The sequence below is a fragment of the Micromonospora sp. NPDC049044 genome, from assembly GCF_040649215.1.
GTDB lineage: Bacteria > Actinomycetota > Actinomycetes > Mycobacteriales > Micromonosporaceae > Micromonospora.
Window position 1 is genome coordinate 37,343 of the sequence record NZ_JBEZFA010000030.1, and the last position, 16,544, is coordinate 53,886.

At 72.1% G+C, this 16,544-nt stretch carries 19 protein-coding genes, 1 pseudogene and 1 riboswitch; of the genes and pseudogenes, 11 read left to right on the forward strand and 9 right to left on the reverse strand.

What is annotated here, in order from left to right; all coding sequences use genetic code 11:
* The first annotated feature begins 17 nt into the window (after positions 1-17).
* The 5 genes from recO (at position 18) to AB0B85_RS23350 (ending at position 3,295) form a co-directional block, all read left to right on the forward strand.
* Positions 18-884 carry a DNA repair protein RecO gene (recO, locus tag AB0B85_RS23330; protein ID WP_357410603.1) on the forward strand — a complete coding sequence of 289 codons (867 nt, stop codon included), beginning with the start codon at positions 18-20 and terminating at the stop codon, positions 882-884.
* 4 nt (positions 885-888) lie between these two features.
* On the forward strand, positions 889-1,701 hold the full coding sequence (locus AB0B85_RS23335) for an isoprenyl transferase (RefSeq protein WP_357410605.1): 813 nt from the start codon (positions 889-891) through the stop codon (positions 1,699-1,701).
* A 71-nt stretch (positions 1,702-1,772) separates the two neighbouring features.
* Positions 1,773-1,958 carry a hypothetical protein gene (locus AB0B85_RS23340; RefSeq protein ID WP_357410607.1) on the forward strand — a complete coding sequence of 62 codons (186 nt, stop codon included), beginning with the start codon at positions 1,773-1,775 and terminating at the stop codon, positions 1,956-1,958.
* A gap of 378 nt (positions 1,959-2,336) precedes the next feature.
* Positions 2,337-2,537 (forward strand): thioredoxin reductase, encoded by a 201-nt coding sequence (locus AB0B85_RS23345; RefSeq protein ID WP_357410609.1) that lies wholly within the window; start codon positions 2,337-2,339, stop codon positions 2,535-2,537.
* Positions 2,534-3,295 carry a pirin family protein gene (locus AB0B85_RS23350; RefSeq protein WP_357410611.1) on the forward strand — a complete coding sequence of 254 codons (762 nt, stop codon included), beginning with the start codon at positions 2,534-2,536 and terminating at the stop codon, positions 3,293-3,295. Before AB0B85_RS23345 ends, AB0B85_RS23350 begins: the two co-directional genes overlap by 4 nt.
* Before the next feature lie 214 nt (positions 3,296-3,509).
* On the opposite strand, the gene gndA is transcribed toward AB0B85_RS23350, so the two are convergent.
* Together gndA and AB0B85_RS23360 are read right to left on the reverse strand one after the other, a co-directional pair.
* Positions 3,510-4,952 carry an NADP-dependent phosphogluconate dehydrogenase gene (gene gndA / locus AB0B85_RS23355; RefSeq protein WP_357410613.1) on the reverse strand — a complete coding sequence of 481 codons (1,443 nt, stop codon included), beginning with the start codon at positions 4,950-4,952 and terminating at the stop codon, positions 3,510-3,512.
* 104 nt (positions 4,953-5,056) lie between these two features.
* Positions 5,057-5,354: pseudogene (locus AB0B85_RS23360) on the reverse strand (MTH1187 family thiamine-binding protein).
* A 291-nt stretch (positions 5,355-5,645) separates the two neighbouring features.
* Here AB0B85_RS23360 and AB0B85_RS23365 point away from each other — a divergent pair.
* Positions 5,646-6,032, forward strand: a complete 387-nt coding sequence (locus tag AB0B85_RS23365; protein WP_357410615.1) for a hypothetical protein — start codon at positions 5,646-5,648, stop codon at positions 6,030-6,032.
* A gap of 269 nt (positions 6,033-6,301) precedes the next feature.
* On the opposite strand, the gene AB0B85_RS23370 is transcribed toward AB0B85_RS23365, so the two are convergent.
* From AB0B85_RS23370 to AB0B85_RS23380, 3 genes are all read right to left on the reverse strand, one after another.
* Positions 6,302-7,102: an energy-coupling factor transporter transmembrane component T gene (locus AB0B85_RS23370; RefSeq protein ID WP_357410617.1), complete on the reverse strand. Its 801-nt coding sequence runs from the start codon at positions 7,100-7,102 to the stop codon at positions 6,302-6,304.
* Positions 7,099-8,529 (reverse strand): ABC transporter ATP-binding protein, encoded by a 1,431-nt coding sequence (locus AB0B85_RS23375; RefSeq protein ID WP_357410619.1) that lies wholly within the window; start codon positions 8,527-8,529, stop codon positions 7,099-7,101. Before AB0B85_RS23375 ends, AB0B85_RS23370 begins: the two co-directional genes overlap by 4 nt.
* Positions 8,530-8,641: 112 nt before the next feature.
* On the reverse strand, positions 8,642-9,235 hold the full coding sequence (locus tag AB0B85_RS23380) for an ECF transporter S component (RefSeq protein WP_357410621.1): 594 nt from the start codon (positions 9,233-9,235) through the stop codon (positions 8,642-8,644).
* Positions 9,236-9,310: 75 nt separating this feature from the next.
* A riboswitch (TPP riboswitch) is annotated at positions 9,311-9,415 on the reverse strand.
* A gap of 106 nt (positions 9,416-9,521) precedes the next feature.
* On the opposite strand from AB0B85_RS23380, the gene AB0B85_RS23385 reads away from it, so the two are divergent.
* The 5 genes from AB0B85_RS23385 (at position 9,522) to AB0B85_RS23405 (ending at position 14,716) form a co-directional block, all read left to right on the forward strand.
* Complete coding sequence (locus tag AB0B85_RS23385; protein ID WP_357410623.1) at positions 9,522-10,352, forward strand: alpha/beta fold hydrolase; 831 nt, start codon at positions 9,522-9,524, stop codon at positions 10,350-10,352.
* A gap of 29 nt (positions 10,353-10,381) precedes the next feature.
* Positions 10,382-11,188 carry an AAC(3) family N-acetyltransferase gene (locus AB0B85_RS23390; protein WP_357410625.1) on the forward strand — a complete coding sequence of 269 codons (807 nt, stop codon included), beginning with the start codon at positions 10,382-10,384 and terminating at the stop codon, positions 11,186-11,188.
* Positions 11,185-11,934 (forward strand): SIS domain-containing protein, encoded by a 750-nt coding sequence (locus AB0B85_RS23395; protein WP_357410627.1) that lies wholly within the window; start codon positions 11,185-11,187, stop codon positions 11,932-11,934. The genes AB0B85_RS23390 and AB0B85_RS23395 overlap by 4 nt, the downstream gene beginning before the upstream one ends.
* A 168-nt stretch (positions 11,935-12,102) precedes the next feature.
* Complete coding sequence (locus AB0B85_RS23400) at positions 12,103-12,606, forward strand: DUF6328 family protein (RefSeq protein WP_357410629.1); 504 nt, start codon at positions 12,103-12,105, stop codon at positions 12,604-12,606.
* 103 nt (positions 12,607-12,709) lie between these two features.
* Entirely contained in the window at positions 12,710-14,716 is a 2,007-nt protein-coding gene (locus AB0B85_RS23405) for an acyl-CoA dehydrogenase family protein (RefSeq protein WP_357410631.1), read from the forward strand.
* Positions 14,717-14,774: 58 nt separating this feature from the next.
* On the opposite strand, the gene AB0B85_RS23410 is transcribed toward AB0B85_RS23405, so the two are convergent.
* The 4 genes from AB0B85_RS23410 to AB0B85_RS23425 form a co-directional block, all read right to left on the reverse strand.
* A complete protein-coding gene (locus tag AB0B85_RS23410) occupies positions 14,775-14,942 on the reverse strand; it encodes a hypothetical protein (protein ID WP_357410633.1) in 168 nt (55 codons plus the stop codon).
* A gap of 64 nt (positions 14,943-15,006) precedes the next feature.
* Entirely contained in the window at positions 15,007-15,615 is a 609-nt protein-coding gene (locus tag AB0B85_RS23415; RefSeq protein ID WP_357410635.1) for a hypothetical protein, read from the reverse strand.
* 216 nt (positions 15,616-15,831) lie between these two features.
* The gene (locus AB0B85_RS23420; protein WP_357410637.1) at positions 15,832-16,230 is read right to left on the reverse strand and encodes a Fur family transcriptional regulator; all 399 of its coding nucleotides are present in this window, start codon (positions 16,228-16,230) and stop codon (positions 15,832-15,834) included.
* On the reverse strand, positions 16,227-16,526 hold the full coding sequence (locus AB0B85_RS23425) for a metalloregulator ArsR/SmtB family transcription factor (RefSeq protein ID WP_355030824.1): 300 nt from the start codon (positions 16,524-16,526) through the stop codon (positions 16,227-16,229). The genes AB0B85_RS23420 and AB0B85_RS23425 overlap by 4 nt, the downstream gene beginning before the upstream one ends.
* Positions 16,527-16,544 lie beyond the last annotated feature (18 nt).

Below are 16,544 nucleotides of genomic sequence, written 5' to 3' on the forward strand. Positions count from 1 at the left end.
CGAGGGAGAATGGCCCGATGGCCGGGTACCGCCGACAGCTCTACCGCGACGACGCGGTGGTGCTGCGTGTGCAAAAGCTCGGCGAGTCCGATCGGATCATCACCCTGCTGACCCGCCGGCACGGCCGGCTGCGCGCGGTGGCCCGAGGGATCCGCCGCACCACAAGCAAGTTCGGCGCCCGGCTGGAGCCGTTCGGCCACGTCGACCTGCAACTCGCCGGTGACCCGAAGGGCAACCACGGCAGCTCACTGCACACCGTCAGCCAGGTCGAGGGCATCGACCTCTACGGCAAGCGGTTCCTCGGGGATTATCCCCGCTACACGGCGGCCAGCGCGATCGCCGAGACCGCCGAGCGGCTGACCCCGGTCGAGCGGGAGCCGTCGCTGCGGCTGTTCCAGCTCACAGTGGGCGCGCTGAAGGCGCTGTCCCGGGGCGAGCACGCCACCACCCTGGTGCTCGACGCGTACCTGCTGCGCGGGATGGCCCTCGCCGGCTGGGCGCCGGCGCTGATCGCCTGCGCGGTCTGTGGCACCCCCGGGCGGCATCGGGCCTTCTCCGTGCCGGCCGGCGGCGCGGTCTGCCCGGACTGCCGGCCACCCGGCGCGGCCCACCCCGCGCCGGCCACCATCGACCTGATGTCCGCGCTCACCACCGGCGACTGGGTGCTCGCCGACGCCACCGACACCGGGGTACGCCGGGAGTGCAGCGGCCTGGTCGCGGCTCACCTGCAATGGCACCTGGAACGCGCGCTACGCTCGCTGCCGCTGGTCGACCGGGGTCCCTCGGCGGCCGGCACGGCCTCGCCGCCGGACGGCACCGGGGTCGTGGTGCTCCGGCCACATGGCGACGTCGAGGCCGGGGCGGACGGCGCGAACAGGGAGTGACCAAGTGATCCGATCGAAGAAGGCTGGCCGGCGCGAGCCGACGCCACCGACACCGCACCCGTCCGGCGCCCGGCCGCCGGCGCTGCCCACCGAGGCGGTGCCGAAGCACGTGGCGGTGGTGATGGATGGCAACGGTCGCTGGGCCAAGGACCGCGGGCTGGCCCGCACCAAGGGGCACGAGGCGGGGGAGCACAGCCTCTTCGACACCATCGAGGGCGCGATCGAGATGGGCATCCCGTACCTGTCGGCGTACGCGTTCTCCACCGAGAACTGGCGGCGCTCGCCCGACGAGGTCCGGTTCCTGATGGGGTTCAACCGGGACGTGATCCGTCGTCGCCGTGACCAGCTGGTCGACCTCGGCGTCCGAGTGGTCTGGTCGGGTCGGTCCGGCCGGTTGTGGAAGAGCGTGATCTCCGAGTTGCAGACGGCCGAGGAGATGTCCCGGGACAACTCGACGTTGACCCTGCAGTTCTGCGTCAACTACGGCGGGCAGGCCGAGATCGGCGACGCGGCTGCCGCGATCGCCCGCGACGTGGCGGCCGGCCGGCTGGATCCCGCCAAGGTCAACGAGAAGACCGTGGCCAAGTACCTCTACCACCCGGAGATCCCGGAGGTGGACCTGTTCCTGCGCCCGTCGGGGGAGGAACGGATCTCCAACTTCATGCTCTGGCAGTCCGCGTACGCCGAGCTGGTCTTCCTGGACACGCTCTGGCCCGACTTCGACCGCCGCCACCTCTGGTATGCGTGCGAGTTGTACGCGCAGCGCGACCGCCGCTTCGGCGGGGCGCTGCCCAACCCGGTCGCCCCGGTGATCTGAGCCGACGCGCTTACGCTCCCGTCACTCTGGGTATCACCCTTGTCAGAAGCCACTGACGGAGGTGAACCCACATGATCCAGAAGCGCATTGCCCAGTGGGCGGTGATGGCGGTCGCGGTACCCCTGGCGGCTGCCGGTGCACGCCGGCTCAGCCACACCCTGGAGGCCCGACGTGGTCCCTCCGGGATGACCCGGCTGCTCACCAAGGGCGCGGACTTCATGCGTCCCCAGAAGGCCAGGCGACGCCGGATTTTCTGACCCCTCGACCTCAGGCGCCGCCCGCACCCCCGCGCGGGCGGCGCCTCCCGTCTCCCCGCCCCACCCCCCACCCCCCACCCCGCACCCCCCGCCCCACCCCTTTCCCCGTCGATCATGGAGTCGTGGTGGCCGAATCAGGGGCTTTTACGACTTTTGTTCGCCACCACAACTCCATGATCGACGGCGGTGGGCGGTGGGCGGTGGGCGGTGGGCGGTGGGCGGTGGGCGGTGGGCGGTGGACGGTGGGGTGCGGGGGTGGGGCTGGGTTTGGTGGGCTCGGTGTTTTGGGGTGGCGGGGGATTGGGCCGGGTAGGGTCCGAAGGTGGCGGGACGACAGCGGTGGGGGTGGCTGTGCGGGATCTCCGGTACAAAATGATCATGGCGTTGAACGCCGCGGATCTGGGCGAGCCGATCTGTGCGCAGGCGGCCGACATCTGTGCCGAGATCGCCGAGCAGCACTGCGCCGAGTTCGGGCACACGCCGCAGCTGCGCACCGGTGAGATCGCCGAACTGGCCACCGGCGAGCCGGCCCTGACCTGGGCGCCCACCACCCCCGACACCACGCGGAGTGCCTGGTGACCGCTCCCGCGCCCTCGGTCGACGTGCGTCGCGCCGACGACCGCTTCGCCACCCGGATCTCCTGGCTGGACTCCAAGCACTCGTTCTCGTTCTCCCGGCACTACGACCCGGCCAACACCCACCACGGTCTGCTGCTTGTCAACAACGACGACGTGGTGCGCCCGGGGGCCGGCTTCGAGACCCACCCGCACCAGGACATGGAGATCATCACCTGGGTGCTGCGCGGCTCCCTGGTACACCAGGACTCCACCGGCCACTCCGGGGTGATCTACCCGGGCCTGGCTCAGCGGATGAGCGCCGGCACCGGCATCCTGCACTCGGAGAAGAACGACGCCTGGCGACTCGACAACCAGGAACCGCACACCGACCCGGTCCACTTCGTGCAGATGTGGGTGCTCCCCGACGAACAGGGCGTCGACCCCGGCTACGAGCAGCTGGAGATCGAGGACGAACTCCTCCGGGGCGGCCTGGTGCCGATCGCCTCCGGGATGGACCGCTACGACGGTGCGTCCGCGATCCGGATCCGCAACCGGTACGCGACCCTGCACGCCGCCCGGCTCACCCCCGGTGCGGAGGTCACCATCCCCGACGCGCCGTACGTGCACGTCTACGTGCCCAACGGCACGGTGACCCTGGAGGGCAGTGGCCCGCTCGGCACCGGCGACGCGGCTCGCCTCACCATGACCGGCGGCCGGCGGGTCACCGCCGACGAACCGGCCGAGATCCTCGTCTGGGAGATGCACGCCACGATCAACTGACGGGCGCCCGCGCATCCGCCGTCTCCCGTGCCGCGCCGTCTCCCATGATCGTGCCGCAACATGGATGTAGTGGCCTCCCATCATCGGGAGGCCACTACATCAGGGATCGAGCACGATCTTGCCGTGGGCCGTGGGCCGTGGGCCGTGGGCCGTGGGCCGTGGGCCGTGGGCCGTGGGCCGTGGGTTGCGGTGCGGGCCGTCGGCCCTGGGTTGTTTACGCCGGGGACTCGGTCTTGTCGCCGGCCCAGGTGGTGTGGAACGAGCCCTCGCGGTCCACCCGCTGGTAGGTGTGCGCGCCGAAATTGTCCCGCAGGCCCTGGATCAACGCGGCGGGCAGGCGCTCGGCGCGCAGCGCGTCGAAATACGCCAACGACGAGGAGAACGCCGGCGTCGGCACACCCGCCCTGGTCGCGTCGGCCACCACCCGCCGCCAGCTCGGCACGCCAGCGGCGACGGCCTCGGCGAAGTACGGCGCCACCAGCAGCGTCGGCAGGTCAGGCTTCTCGTCGTACGCCTCGCGGATCCGGTCCAGGAAGCGGGCTCGGATGATGCAGCCGCCCCGCCAGATCGTGGCCGTGCCGCCGAGGTCGATGTCCCAGTCGAACTCCTGGCTGCCGGCGCGGATGTGGTCGAAGCCCTGCGCGTACGCGACGATCTTGGAAGCGAGCAGCGCCCGGCGGACGTCCTCGACGAACGCGTCCCGGTCGGCGACCTGCCACTGCTCACCCGAGTCCGGGAACGCCCGCCGGGCCGCCTCGCGCTGGTCGACGTGCCCGGAGAGCGAGCGGGCGAAGGTCGCCTCGGCGATCCCGGTGATCGGAATGCCCAGGTCAAGGGCGCTCTGCACGGTCCAGCGGCCGGTGCCCTTCTGCTCGGCCCGGTCCTGCACGATGTCGACGAACGGACGGCCCGTCGCCGCGTCGGTGTGCGCGAGCACATCGGCGGTGATCTCGATGAGGAACGACTCCAACTCGCCGCCGTTCCAGTCGCGGAAGATCTCCGCGATCTCCGCCGGCTTCGCGCCCAGACCGGCCCGGAGCAGGTCGTACGCCTCGGCGATGAGCTGCATGTCGGCGTACTCGATGCCGTTGTGCACCATCTTGACGAAGTGCCCGGCGCCGTCCGGACCGACGTGCATGCAGCACGACACGCCGTCCACCTGGGCGGCGATCTTCTCGAACATCGGCCCGAGCTTGGCATACGACTCGGCGGAGCCGCCGGGCATGATGCTCGGCCCGAGCAGCGCGCCCTCCTCGCCACCGGAGACGCCGGTGCCACTGAAGTGCAGCCCCTGCGCGCGCAGCGCCTCCTCCCGACGACGGGTGTCGGCGAAGTGGGCGTTGCCGCAGTCGACGATGATGTCGCCCTCCTCCAGCAGCGGCACCAACTCGTCGATCACCGCGTCGGTGGGCGCACCCGCCTTGACCATCACGATCACCGCGCGGGGCCGTTCCAGCGACGCCACGAAGTCAGCCATCGTCTCGCCGGGCACGAACGTGCCCTCGTCGCCGTGCTCGGCGATCAGGCTCCGGGTACGCGCCGGCGTCCGGTTGTGCACCGCCACCGTGAAGCCGTTGCGGGCCAGGTTGCGGGCCAGATTCCGGCCCATCACCGCCAACCCGGTCACACCGATCTGCGCCGTCGCCTGCTCAGCCATTCGTGCCGCCACCTCTCGCCGTCGAACTTCCGTGCTTGGACCGTATCGCGGTGCGGCGAAACGTGGGCATGTCGTCTCGACAGCCGGTTATCGGCAAATGATGCTCAGCTTTGCCGGGCCAGACGATCCTCCACATGAGCCACCTTCGCGGTGAGCGCGTCCGTCACCCCCGGGCGGACGTCGGCCTTGAGCACCACGCTCACCCGGGGCGCCTGCGCGGCAACCACGTCGACCGCCCGCTTGACGACCGCCATCACCTCGTCCCACTCACCCTCGATCGTGGTGAACATGGCGTCGGTGCGGTTGGGCAGGCCCGAGTCGCGGAACGCGTACCGCCTCGGCGACCAGGTCACCGACGGACTCACCGACACCGAGCGGGGTTACCGAGAACGCGATAAGCATGCCGTCGATGGTGCCAGGAAAATCGACTGCGCCGACGAACGACCAGCCGATAGTGTGCGGGCATGCGCTACTGACGCCCCTTCTCCGAGCCGGCCCGCCGCCCCGCGTCGCGGTCCGTGCGCTCCCGGGCGTCCCGCATCCCACCCGCAGTTCGGCGGCGCTGGCGCGACCCGACCCCCGGTGAGCAGTCTCTCTCCCGTTCGACCGTCGCGCCGCGGCGGTCACCAGCCGATCCGACCGGCCGCCGAGACGCGGGACCGGCCGAGCCGGTCGGCACCGAAGGAGGCCCGGATGCCTGCCAGGCGCAATCCGAAGAAGTCCCGTACCCCCCGTGCGACGCCGCTCGGCATCGACCCGGCGGCCGAACGCGGCCCGCACCCGCCCACCCGCCCCGACCTCGCCGTCGAACCGATCGAGCCGGCGCTGCCGGCGGCGGCCGTCCCGGACGCGTTGGCGTTGCCGGTCGACGTGCCTGCGGCGGTCGACAACGCGTTGGCGTTGCCGGTCGACGTGCCGGTGGCGGTCGACGCGCCGCCGGTGGAAGGTCTGCCGAAGACAGCCGGGCGACCGCCGGCACCGACGGCCGGTCCGCCGCAGGGTGGCGGCAACCGCTCGGGCGGCGGCGGTCGCGGCCAGCAGGCCGGCCAGACCCGCCGCTACGCCTTCCGCCGCAGCTGACCGATCCGCGCCATCCCATCACGCTGGAGGCGCCGGAGGGTGACAGCAACATCAGGGATGTAGTGGCCTCGGTCGCCGACGAGACCACAACATCCCTGATGTTGTGCCGATCTTGCCCGAGGACAGCGAAGGACGCGCGGGGCGGCGAAGGATGCGCGGGGCGGCGAACGGCGCGCGGGGTGGCGCGGGCTGCGGACAGCGGGCGGGCGGCGAGCAGCGGGCGGCGTGTGCCGGGCGAGTCGGCGTCGTGCGGGCGCCCGGCGGAGGGCTCAGCCGATCAGGGGGCGGAACGTGCCGACCAGGATGCTTGTCGTGAGGGCGGCGCCGGCCAGCACGGCGGACCCGGCGATGAGCAGCGCGTCGGCGCGGGTGAAGCGTTGGTGGCGGGCCACGGTCCGGGGCGTGCCGGCGTCGAAGCCGCGGGCGTCCATCGCGACGGCCAGCCGGGTGCCCCGGCGGATCGCCCCGACGAGCAGCGCGAACGCGGTGGAGGCGAACAGGCGCAGCTTCGCGAGCGGGTTGCGTCCCGCGTCCACGCCGCGCGCACGGCGGGCCATGCTGATCATCTGCCACTCCTGACCGAGCAGCGGCACCAGACGAAACGCGGCGAGTGCCCCGATGGCGAACCGGGCTGGCGCCCTGGCGTTCTGGATCAACGCGTCGGCCAGGTCGGTGGGGTCGGTGGTCGCGAAGACGATCACACCGGGCAGGGCCACCGCGAAGACGCGCAGCACCAGCCCGAGGGCGGTGAGCAGCACGCCGGTGGTCACCAGTACCGGTCCCGCGTCCAGGAGGACCCGGCCGGACCGGTCGGCGGCGAACAGCACCAGGGTGACCAGGATGCCGGCGGCGCTGAGCAGCAGCGGCCAGGCCCGCCGGGCCAGCATCAGGTAGCCGATGCCGAACAGCGGCAGCACGGCGAGTTCGAGGGCGATGGCGATCGCCGGAGCCAGTGGGTCCAGGGTGGCGAGCAGGGTGAAGGAGAAGACCAGCGCCGCGGCGACCTTCGCCACCGGGTTGCGGCGGGCCAACGGCGCACCGGGCGCGGCGATCGGCTCGATGGTGATCATCGGGTGTGGTCCGGGGCGCGTCGCAGGGTGACGGTTCGGTCGGCGAGCGCGGCCACGAAGTCCGCGTCGTGGGTGACCGCGACCACGCCGTGCCCGGCGTCGCGGAGGTCGGCGAGGAGATCGACGAGCTCCCGCCAGGTCCGCCGGTCCTGACCGAAGGTGGGCTCGTCGCAGATCAGCAGGCGGGGCGCGGTGGCCAGGGCGGTCGCCACGCTCAGCCGCCGCGCCTCCCCGCCGGAGAGGGTGTACGGGTTGGCCGCGGCGAGGCGGACCAGTCGCAGCCGTTCCAGCAGCCCGGTCACTGTCTCCTTGACGGCAGTCTCGGGTTGACCGGTCCGGCGCGGGCCGAGCGCCAACTCGTCGAAGACGGTGCTTGTGACGAACTGGTGCTCCGGATCCTGGAAGACCGACCCGATCCGGCGGGCGAGTGCGGGAGCCCGCCAGCGGTGCGGGGGAGTGCGGTGGTCGGCGCCGGCCAGCTCGACGGATGCGGTGACCCGTCCGGCGCCCGGCTTGAGCAACCCGCCGAGCAGCAACGCCAGGGTGGACTTGCCGGCGCCGTTGGGTCCGCGTACGGCGAGTGCCTCACCGGCGCGTACCGCAAGGTCGGTGTGGCTCAGCCGGGGCGGCAGGCCGAGCCGGTCGGCGGTGAGCAACAGGTCGCCCGGCGCGGCGGTGGCCGGCCGGGAGGGGACGGGGTGACCGGGCACCCAGACCCCCTCGGCGGCCAGCGCGGCACCGTGGGCGGCGAAGACCGCATCGGGGGTGCCGTCCGCCCGCACCCCGCCGCCCGGTTCCAGGACCACCACCCGGTCGACCAGGGGCAGCGCCTCGGCGACCCGGTGCTCGACCAGGATCAGCGTGGTGTCGGCGTGCAGCGCGCCGGCCACCGCCTGGCGGACCAGGTCGGCCCCGGCCGGATCGAGGTTGGCGGTCGGCTCGTCGAGCAGCAGCAGTTCGGGACGCAGCGCAAGCGCACCGGCCAGGGCCAGGCGTTGCTGCTCGCCGCCGGAGAGGGCGGCGGTGCGGCGATCCCGGGGGTACGGAAAGCCGACCCGGTGCAGCGCCTCGTCCACCCGGGGCCAGATCTCGTCGGTCGGTACGCCACGGTTTTCCAGCCCGAACGCGACGTCGTCGCCGCAGCGCGCCATCACCAGCTGGGTTTCCGGGTCCTGGAAGACGATGCCGACCCGTTCCCGTCCTTTGCGTGGGTCCAGACCGTCGATCTCGACGATGCCCTCCTGCTCGCCGGAATCGTCGGGCAGCAGCCCCGCCAGTGCGCTGAGCAGGGTGCTCTTACCGGCCCCGGAGGGCCCCAGCAGCAGTACCCGCTCCCCAGCCTCGACCCGGAGGTCAACGCCGCGCAGAGCCCAGGCCCGCCGCCCGGCGTGCCGCCACCCGAACCCGCGCAGGACCACCGCGCCCACCCGACCCCCTCCCATCCCTCGGGCTCCACCCTGCACGGTCGATCATGAGGTTGACGGTGGTTCTGAAGATCCACCCGCCCGTCAACCTCATGATCGACACGAGTGGGCCGGGTTAGATCAGGGCCCGGTCGCGGGCTACCGGGAAGCGGTCCAGGACACCGGTTCTGGCCAGGGCCTGGGTCAGCAGCCAGCCGCCGGCGCCGGCGATCACGGTGGCGCTGACGATGGTGATCAGCGCATACGGGATGCGGTAGTCGACCAACGCGTAGTCGACGTTCCAGATGAAGAAGTCGAAAAGCGCGGCGCTGAGACCGGTGAGCGCGCCGGCCAGCATCGCCGTCGGCAGCCGGTACGACCGGTAGCGGAAGGCGGCGAACGCCAGCTCGGCGCCGATTCCCTGCACGATGCCCTGCGGGATCACCGTGCCGGCCCACTGGCTGCCCAGCAGCGCGGAGAGGACAGCGGCCACCGTCTCGCAGTAGAGCGCCGCGCCGGGCTTGCGGATGACCAGGCCGCCGATCACGGCCGGCATCAGCCACACGCCGTAGAGCAGCGTCTGCGCCGGTGGGAAGAACGCGAACGCACCCTCGGTGGCGCTCCAGACCAGGCCCCAGGCCCAGAAGATGACGCCGAAGGCGACAGCGATCACCGAGGCGACCACGATGTCGATGGTCCGCCAGCGGCCGGTGTCGATGCTCGATTTCATGTGTTGCTCCCAGTTCTGCGTGCGAACCAGGAGAAGACGCACGCCGCGCGTCCGGTGGCACCGGACGGCGGCGCGGCTGGAGGTCGACCGAACTCCCTGCGCTGGCATTACCCAGATCAGGTTCGAGGGTCTGCGGGCGTGCCCGCACTCTCAGCGCTGTGCGCTCCCCTGTCGGATGTGAAGTTGTCTCGATGACGCTAACACCGACAAGGGGTGCCGGCCCAGCAGGGCTTCCGTGCAGCTCGCCGGGCGGCCAGCCGGACGCGGGCTGGGTAGGCTGACGATCATGCGGGTCGACGCGCGAGGTCTCACGTTCGAGGTAACCGCCGGCGGTCCGTCGGACGGCGTACCCGTCCTGCTGCTGCACGGCTTCCCCCAGCACAGCGGCGAATGGGACGACGTGGCGCCCGCCCTGCACGCGGCCGGCCTGCGCACGTACGCGTTGGACCAGCGCGGCTACTCGCCCGGCGCGCGGCCGACGGCGGTGGCCGACTACCGGATCCCCGAACTGGTCGCCGACGTGGTGGCGGTGCTCGACGCCCTGGGGCTGGACGCCGTGCACCTGGTCGGCCACGACTGGGGCGCGATAGTGGCCTGGGCGGTCGCCGCCGGGCGCCCCGACCGGGTCCGCACGCTGACCGCGGTGTCGGTGCCGCATCCGGCCGCCATGGCGTACGCCCTGAGAAACGATGCCCAGCAGAAGGCCCGGTCGTCGTACATCACCCTGTTCCGCAAGCCGGGCACGGCGGAGAAGGTGCTGCTGGCGTGGCACGCGGCAGCGCTGCGCAAGCTGCTCGGCGGAGTGGGCGACGGACCGCGGGTGGACCGATACGCCGCCCCGATGCGCGAGCCGGGGGCGCTCACCGCCGCCCTGAACTGGTACCGGGCGATGTCCCGCGCCGACCTGGCCGGCGTCGGCCCGGTCACGGTGCCCACCACCTACGTCTGGAGTGGCCGGGACGTCGCCATCGGCCGGACCGCCGCCGAGGCGTGTGCGGCGAACGTCACCGGGGACTACCGCTTCGTGCAACTGGCCGGTGTGAGCCACTGGATCCCGGACGCGGCCCCGGGCCCGCTCGCCGAGGCGATCCTGGCCCGAGTCAGCGCAACGGCCTGAGTCGTGCGGGTCAGCAGGGGAGGGCCATCATGACGACGGACGGCAGCGGGCCGGGCAGCCGCCGCTCGATCGCCGCGCAACTACGCCTGCTGGGCGTACGCCCCGGCGCGACGCTGCTGGTGCACGCCGGCCTCCGTCCGCTGGGATTCATCAGCGGTGGTCCGCACGCGGTGGTGCTGGCCCTGCGTGACGCGCTCGGTCCGGACGGCACGATCGTCGTGCCCACCCACACACCGGAGAACAGCGATCCCGCGCAGTGGCGCAGACCGCCGGTGCCGATGGACTGGTGGCCGCTGATCCGCGCCGAGATGCCGGGCTTCGACCCGGCGGTGACCCCGAGCCGGCACATGGGCGCGGTCGCCGAGACGGTTCGCGGCTGGCCCGGTGCCCTGCGCAGCTCGCATCCGCACGTGTCGTTCGCCGCGCTCGGCCCGGCCGCCGAGCAGGTGGTGGCCGGTCACGGCTTGGCCGACATGCTCGGTGAGAGCTCCCCGCTGGCCCGGCTCTACGACCTGGACGCCGACATCCTGCTGCTCGGCGTGGACCATTCCGTGAGCACCTCGCTGCACCTGGCCGAGTACCGTCGCCGGGGTTCGCCCCGCGAGCGGGTCGGCGCCGCGGTGCGGACCGGCGACGGCGGCCGGGAGTGGGTGTGGTGGCAGGACGTCCGGCTCGACGCGGACGACTTCGCCGCGTTGGGCGCGGACCTGGAGGCCACCGGGGCGGTTCGCACCGGGTCGGTCGGCACCGGGACCGGCAGGTTGATGCGCCAGCGCGCGGCTGTCGACTTCGCGGTGCGCTGGCTGGACCAGAACCGGACGACGGAGGACGCATGACGGTGAGTGCCGAGGCCTACCTGGCCGTGGTGACCGAGACGATCGGCAGGGTGGCAGCCAGCCAGCGGGAGGCGGTGGGGCGGGCCGCCGACCTGATCGCCGACGCCGTCCAGGCCGACGGGGTGGTGCACGCGTTCGGCACCGGGCACTCCGAGGCGCTCGCCATGGAGATCGCCGGCCGGGCCGGAGGGCTGGTGCCGACCAACCGGATCGCGCTGCGTGACCTGGTGCTGATCGGCGGCGAACCGGCCGAGCGGCTCGGCCCGCTGCTGGAGCGGGACCCGGCGGTCGCGCACCGGCTCTACGAGCTGGCGCCGGTGCGGCCCGCCGACGTCTTCGTGCTCGCCTCGAACTCCGGGGTCAACGGCGCGATGGTGGAGTTCGCCACCCTGGTCAAGCAACGCGGCCACGCCTTGGTGGCGATCACCTCCGCGCAGCACTCGGGCCGGATGACCTCCCGGCACCCGTCCGGGCGCAAGCTCGCCGACCTCGCCGACGTCGTCCTCGACAACGGTGCTCCGTACGGTGACGCGACGCTGCCGCTGCCCGGCGGCGGCGCGGTCGGCGCGGTCTCCTCGATCACCGCGGCGCTGCTGGCCCAGCAGGTGACTGTGGAGGTGGTGGCCCGGCTGCTGGCGGCGGGGGAACGGCCACCGGTCTACCTGTCGGCGAACATCCCGGACGGCGACGCGCACAACACGGAGCTGGAGGCCCGGTACGCCGGTCGGATCCGACGCGGGTCCTGACCCTGGGGCGGCCGACATCGTCCGGCATCCACCCAGCCGGCCGGTGCGGTGTGAACCGGTGATGAACAGCGGATGTCGTGAACTTGTTTCGCGCTCAGCCGGGTGGGGCATTGGCGTTGCTGCCGGCGGCCGGGACCGTCGGCAGTACCGTCGCACCGGAGGTAGCGCGTGTCCAAGGAGACCGAGAAGCAGCGTTGGCAGCGAAATTTCGCCGACCTGTTGCAGGAGTTGCGGGTCGCACAGACGGGCGTGCAGATCCTCTTCGCCTTCCTGCTCACCCTGCCGTTCAGCAACGGGTTCACCCGGACCAGTGAGTTCCAGCGGGACGTCTACATCGTCGCGCTGCTCGCGGCGGCCGCCGCCACCGCGATGATCATTTCGCCGGTGGCGTTCCACAGGGCGTTGTTCCGGCAGGGGCGCAAGCCGGAGCTGGTGCGCTTCGCGCACCGGATGGCCACCGGCGGTCTCGCCTTCATGCTCATCTCCATGGTCAGCGCGGTGCTGCTGATCACCGACTTCGTGCTGGACCGGCCGATCGCCTTCGTGCTCAGCGCGCTGACCGGGCTCTGGTTCCTGACGTTCTGGGTTGCCCTGCCGTTCGCCCGCCGCAGCTGGGGTGAGGACGACATCGACGACGAGGACGACGACCCGGACGAGGTCGCCGGCCGCTGATCGAGCGGTTCTCCACCGAGCGCTACCCCTGGGTAACACCCGGGGGTAGCGTGACGGTAGTCGCACACACCGAGCAGCCGCACCGAGGTTCGAGGGGGCAGCCGTGACCACGACACAGGACGGTCGACAAGCACCGGACGGGCCGGATTCCGAAACCACACCGCAGACCGTCGGTGCCGCCGCACCGCTGCCGACGGAGGCCGGGCAGGTCTCCGAGAAGGAGGCCCGGCGGGTCGCCGAGGCCGCTCGCGAGTCCTCCTGGGACCGGCCCAGCTTCGGCAAGGAGTTGTTCCTCGGCCGCCTCCGACTCGACCTGATCAACCCATGGCCACGGTCCGACCCCGACGACATGGCCCGCGCCGAGGAGTTCCTCGGTCGGTTCCGCGCGTTCCTCACCTCCGAGGTGGACGGCGCGGCCATCGAACGCGACGCGTCCATTCCAGACTCGGTGTTCCACGGGCTGGCCGACCTCGGCGCGTTCGGCATGAAGATCGACCGGAAGTACGGCGGGCTCGGGCTGAGCAACCTGCACTACTGCCGGGCGCTGATGCTGGCCGGTTCGGTCAGCCCGGCCATCGGCGCGCTGCTCTCCGCACACCAGTCGATCGGGGTGCCGCAGCCGCTGAAGATGTTCGGCACCGCCGAGCAGAAGCAGCGCTTCCTACCCCGGCTCGCCGCCGGCGAGGTGTCCGCGTTCCTGCTCACCGAACCGGACGTCGGCTCCGACCCGGCCCGGCTGGCCACCGTCGCCGAGCCGACCGAGGACGGCACCGGTTACCGGCTCAACGGGGTGAAACTGTGGGCCACCAACGGCATCGTGGCCACGCTGCTGGTGGTGATGGCCCGGGTGCCGGCCACCGAGGGGCGGCGCGGTGGAATCACCGCGTTCGTGGTGGACGGGGACAGCGCCGGCATCACCGTCGAGCGGCGCAACGAGTTCATCGGCCTGCGTGGCCTGGAAAACAGCCTCACCCGGTTCCACGACGTGTTCGTACCCGCCGAGAACGTCATCGGTGGCGAGGGCAAGGGGCTGAAGATCGCCCTGACCACGCTGAACACCGGCCGGCTGTCGCTCCCGGCGATGTGCGTGGGCGCCGGCAAGTGGGCGCTGAACGTGGCCCGGGGCTGGTCGGCCGACCGGGTCCAGTGGGGCCGACCGGTGGGTGCGCACGAGGCGGTGGCGCAGAAGCTCTCCTTCATCGCCGCCACCACGTACGGCATGGAGACCATGCTCGACCTGTGCTGCCTGCTCGCCGACGACGACCGCAACGACATCCGGATCGAGGCCGCGCTGGTCAAGCTGTACGCCAGCGAGATGGCCTGGAAGATCGCCGACGAACTGGTCCAGATCCGGGGCGGGCGTGGCTACGAGACGGCCGACTCGTTGGCCGCCCGCGGCGAACGCCCGGCAAACGTCGAACAGGTGCTCCGTGACCTGCGCATCAACCGGATCTTCGAGGGCTCCACCGAGATCATGCACCTGCTGATCGCACGGGAGGCGGTCGACGCCCATCTGTCGGTGGCCGGCGACATCATCGACCCGGACGCGGGCCTGGGCCGCAAGGCACGCGCCGGCGCCCGAGCCGGTGCCTTCTACGCGAAGTGGCTGCCCACGTTGGCAGTGGGCCGGGGGCAGAGCCCGTCTGCGTACGCCGAGTTCGGGCCGCTCGCCGCCCACCTGCGGCAGGTGGAGCGGTCGTCGCGCAAGCTGGCCCGGTCGACGTTCTACGCGATGTCCCGCTGGCAGGGAAAAATGGAACGTAAGCAGGCGTTCCTCGGCCGCGTGGTGGACATCGGCGCCGAGTTGTTCGCGATGTCGGCGGTCTCTGTCCGGGCCGCCGCCGAACGCGACACCCGACCGGAGAACGTGGAGTTGGCGGACCTGTTCTGCCGGCAGGCGCGCGTGCGGGTGGACGCCCTGTTCTCGGCCCTCTGGGACAACACCGACTCGGTCGACACCGCCGCCGCGAAGCGGATCCTCGCCGGCCGCTACGCGGGTCTGGAGGAGGGTGTGCTCACCCCGTCCGACGAGCTGCCCTGGGTGGCCCGCTGGACGCCCGGCCCGTCCACCGCCGAGGACGTCCGCCGCCGCATCCCGCCGAAACCGTAACCGCACCGCCCGGCGTCACCCGCGCCACCGCTGGGGGCGCGGGTGGTGACGGTGCCGGTCAGCGGGCGACCGCGAAGGCCAGCACCGCCGCCAGGATCAGGCCGTTGAGCGCGGCCAGACCCAGGTAGGCCGCGGGCGGGATCTTCTTGCCCCGACGGACGAAGGAGATCAGGACGGCGGCGTAGCCGAGCAGCAGGACGGCGATGACGACCAGGAAGTAGAACACCCGAAGACCTTAACGGTCCCGGCCGCGCGCACCGAGGCGGTGCGGGATCGCGGGCACGTCGGCGTCAGCGGGTCCGGCCGCGCAGACCGAGGTGGCGCAGCTCCAGCGCGGCCAGCGCGTCGACTGTCGCGTCGTCGCCGCGTCGCCACGCCTCGGCCACGTCGGGAGCGATCCGGGTCAGCTGGCCCAGCGGCTGGGTGGCCAATGCCCGCAGGGCGAGCAGGTCCCGGCCGGCCGGCCCGGCGGCCAGCTTCGCTGCCGACCCGGCCCGCCGCATCCAGCGCAGCCGCAGCGGCAACCAACCGAACAGCACCAGCCCGAGCGGGAAGATCAGCACCGCGACGGTGAGGGCGAGGGCGAGCTGGTCGACAAGGTGCTGCTGGTCCCGGCCGGCGTCGGCGAGCCCCCGGGCGGCGTCGGCGGCCCGCTGGAAGGGCGCGGTCAGCTCGTCGCCGACCAACGGCACCCGGCGAACCTTGCCGCCGGCGTCGGCGAGGTTGTCGGCGAGACCACCGCCGGCACCCTCCAACTTCTGCCCCGGTACGGCGAGCTTCTGCACCAGGTCGTGCAGCCACAGCGCGCCCCGGACCGCCGCGTACACCCAGGCGACGACGAGCAGGTCGGTGAGCAACTGACGGGCGGCGGTCGGAAAGCGATCAGCATAGATTTTCACGCCGGACAGCGTGTCACGAACGCTCAGGTTCTTACAGGTGTGGAATCAGCCCGAGGGCCCGACCGGGCGTCGACTACTCGCAAGATCGTGCATCATCCAGGATGTAGTGGCATCGCGGTGGCCCGCAGGCCCCAGAAACCATGATCGAGCACGATCTTGAGGCGCTGGTCCCGGCGTGGCGCCGGAGTGTGGGCCGCGGCGCGACGCCGGGCGTCGTCAGCGGACGCAGGCGGGGCAGGTGCCGAAGATTTCCACTGTGTGGCTGACGTCGGCATAACCGTGCTGCGCGGCGACCCGGTCGGCCCAGCTCTCCACCGCCGGCCCGGCCACCTCCACGGTGTTGCCGCAGACCCGGCAGACCAGGTGGTGGTGGTGCCCCTCGCTGCACCTGCGGTAGAGGTGCTCGCCGCCCGGCGGGCGCATCACGTCGATCTCGCCGGCGTCGGCCAGCCCCTGCAGGGTGCGGTAGACGGTGGTCAGGCCCACCCGCTCGCCGCGCTGACGCAGCATGGCGTGCAGGTCCTGGGCGCTGTGGAAGCCCTCCATCTCGCCAAGCAGCGCGCTGACCGCCGAGCGCTGGCGGGTGTTGCGCACCGCGGCGCCGCTCTCGCTCATGATCCCTCCCCGGCGTGGCTGACCGCGTCCGCCACGATATGCGCGACGTGCTCGTCGACCAGGCTGTAGGCGATCTCCCGGCCACGGCGGGAACCCCGTACCACCCCTGCGCCGCGCAGCACCCGCAGGTGCTGGGAGACCAGCGGTTGCGCGGCCCCGAGCTTGTCCACCAGTTCGTGTACGCACCGCTCACCGCTTGCCAGCTCGCTGACGATGGCCAACCGGATCGGCGCCGACAGGGCGCGGAGCAACTCGCTGGCCCCGTCGAACCCCTCATAGCCCGTCGCGCTGGTCATCCCGCAACGGTAACCAAT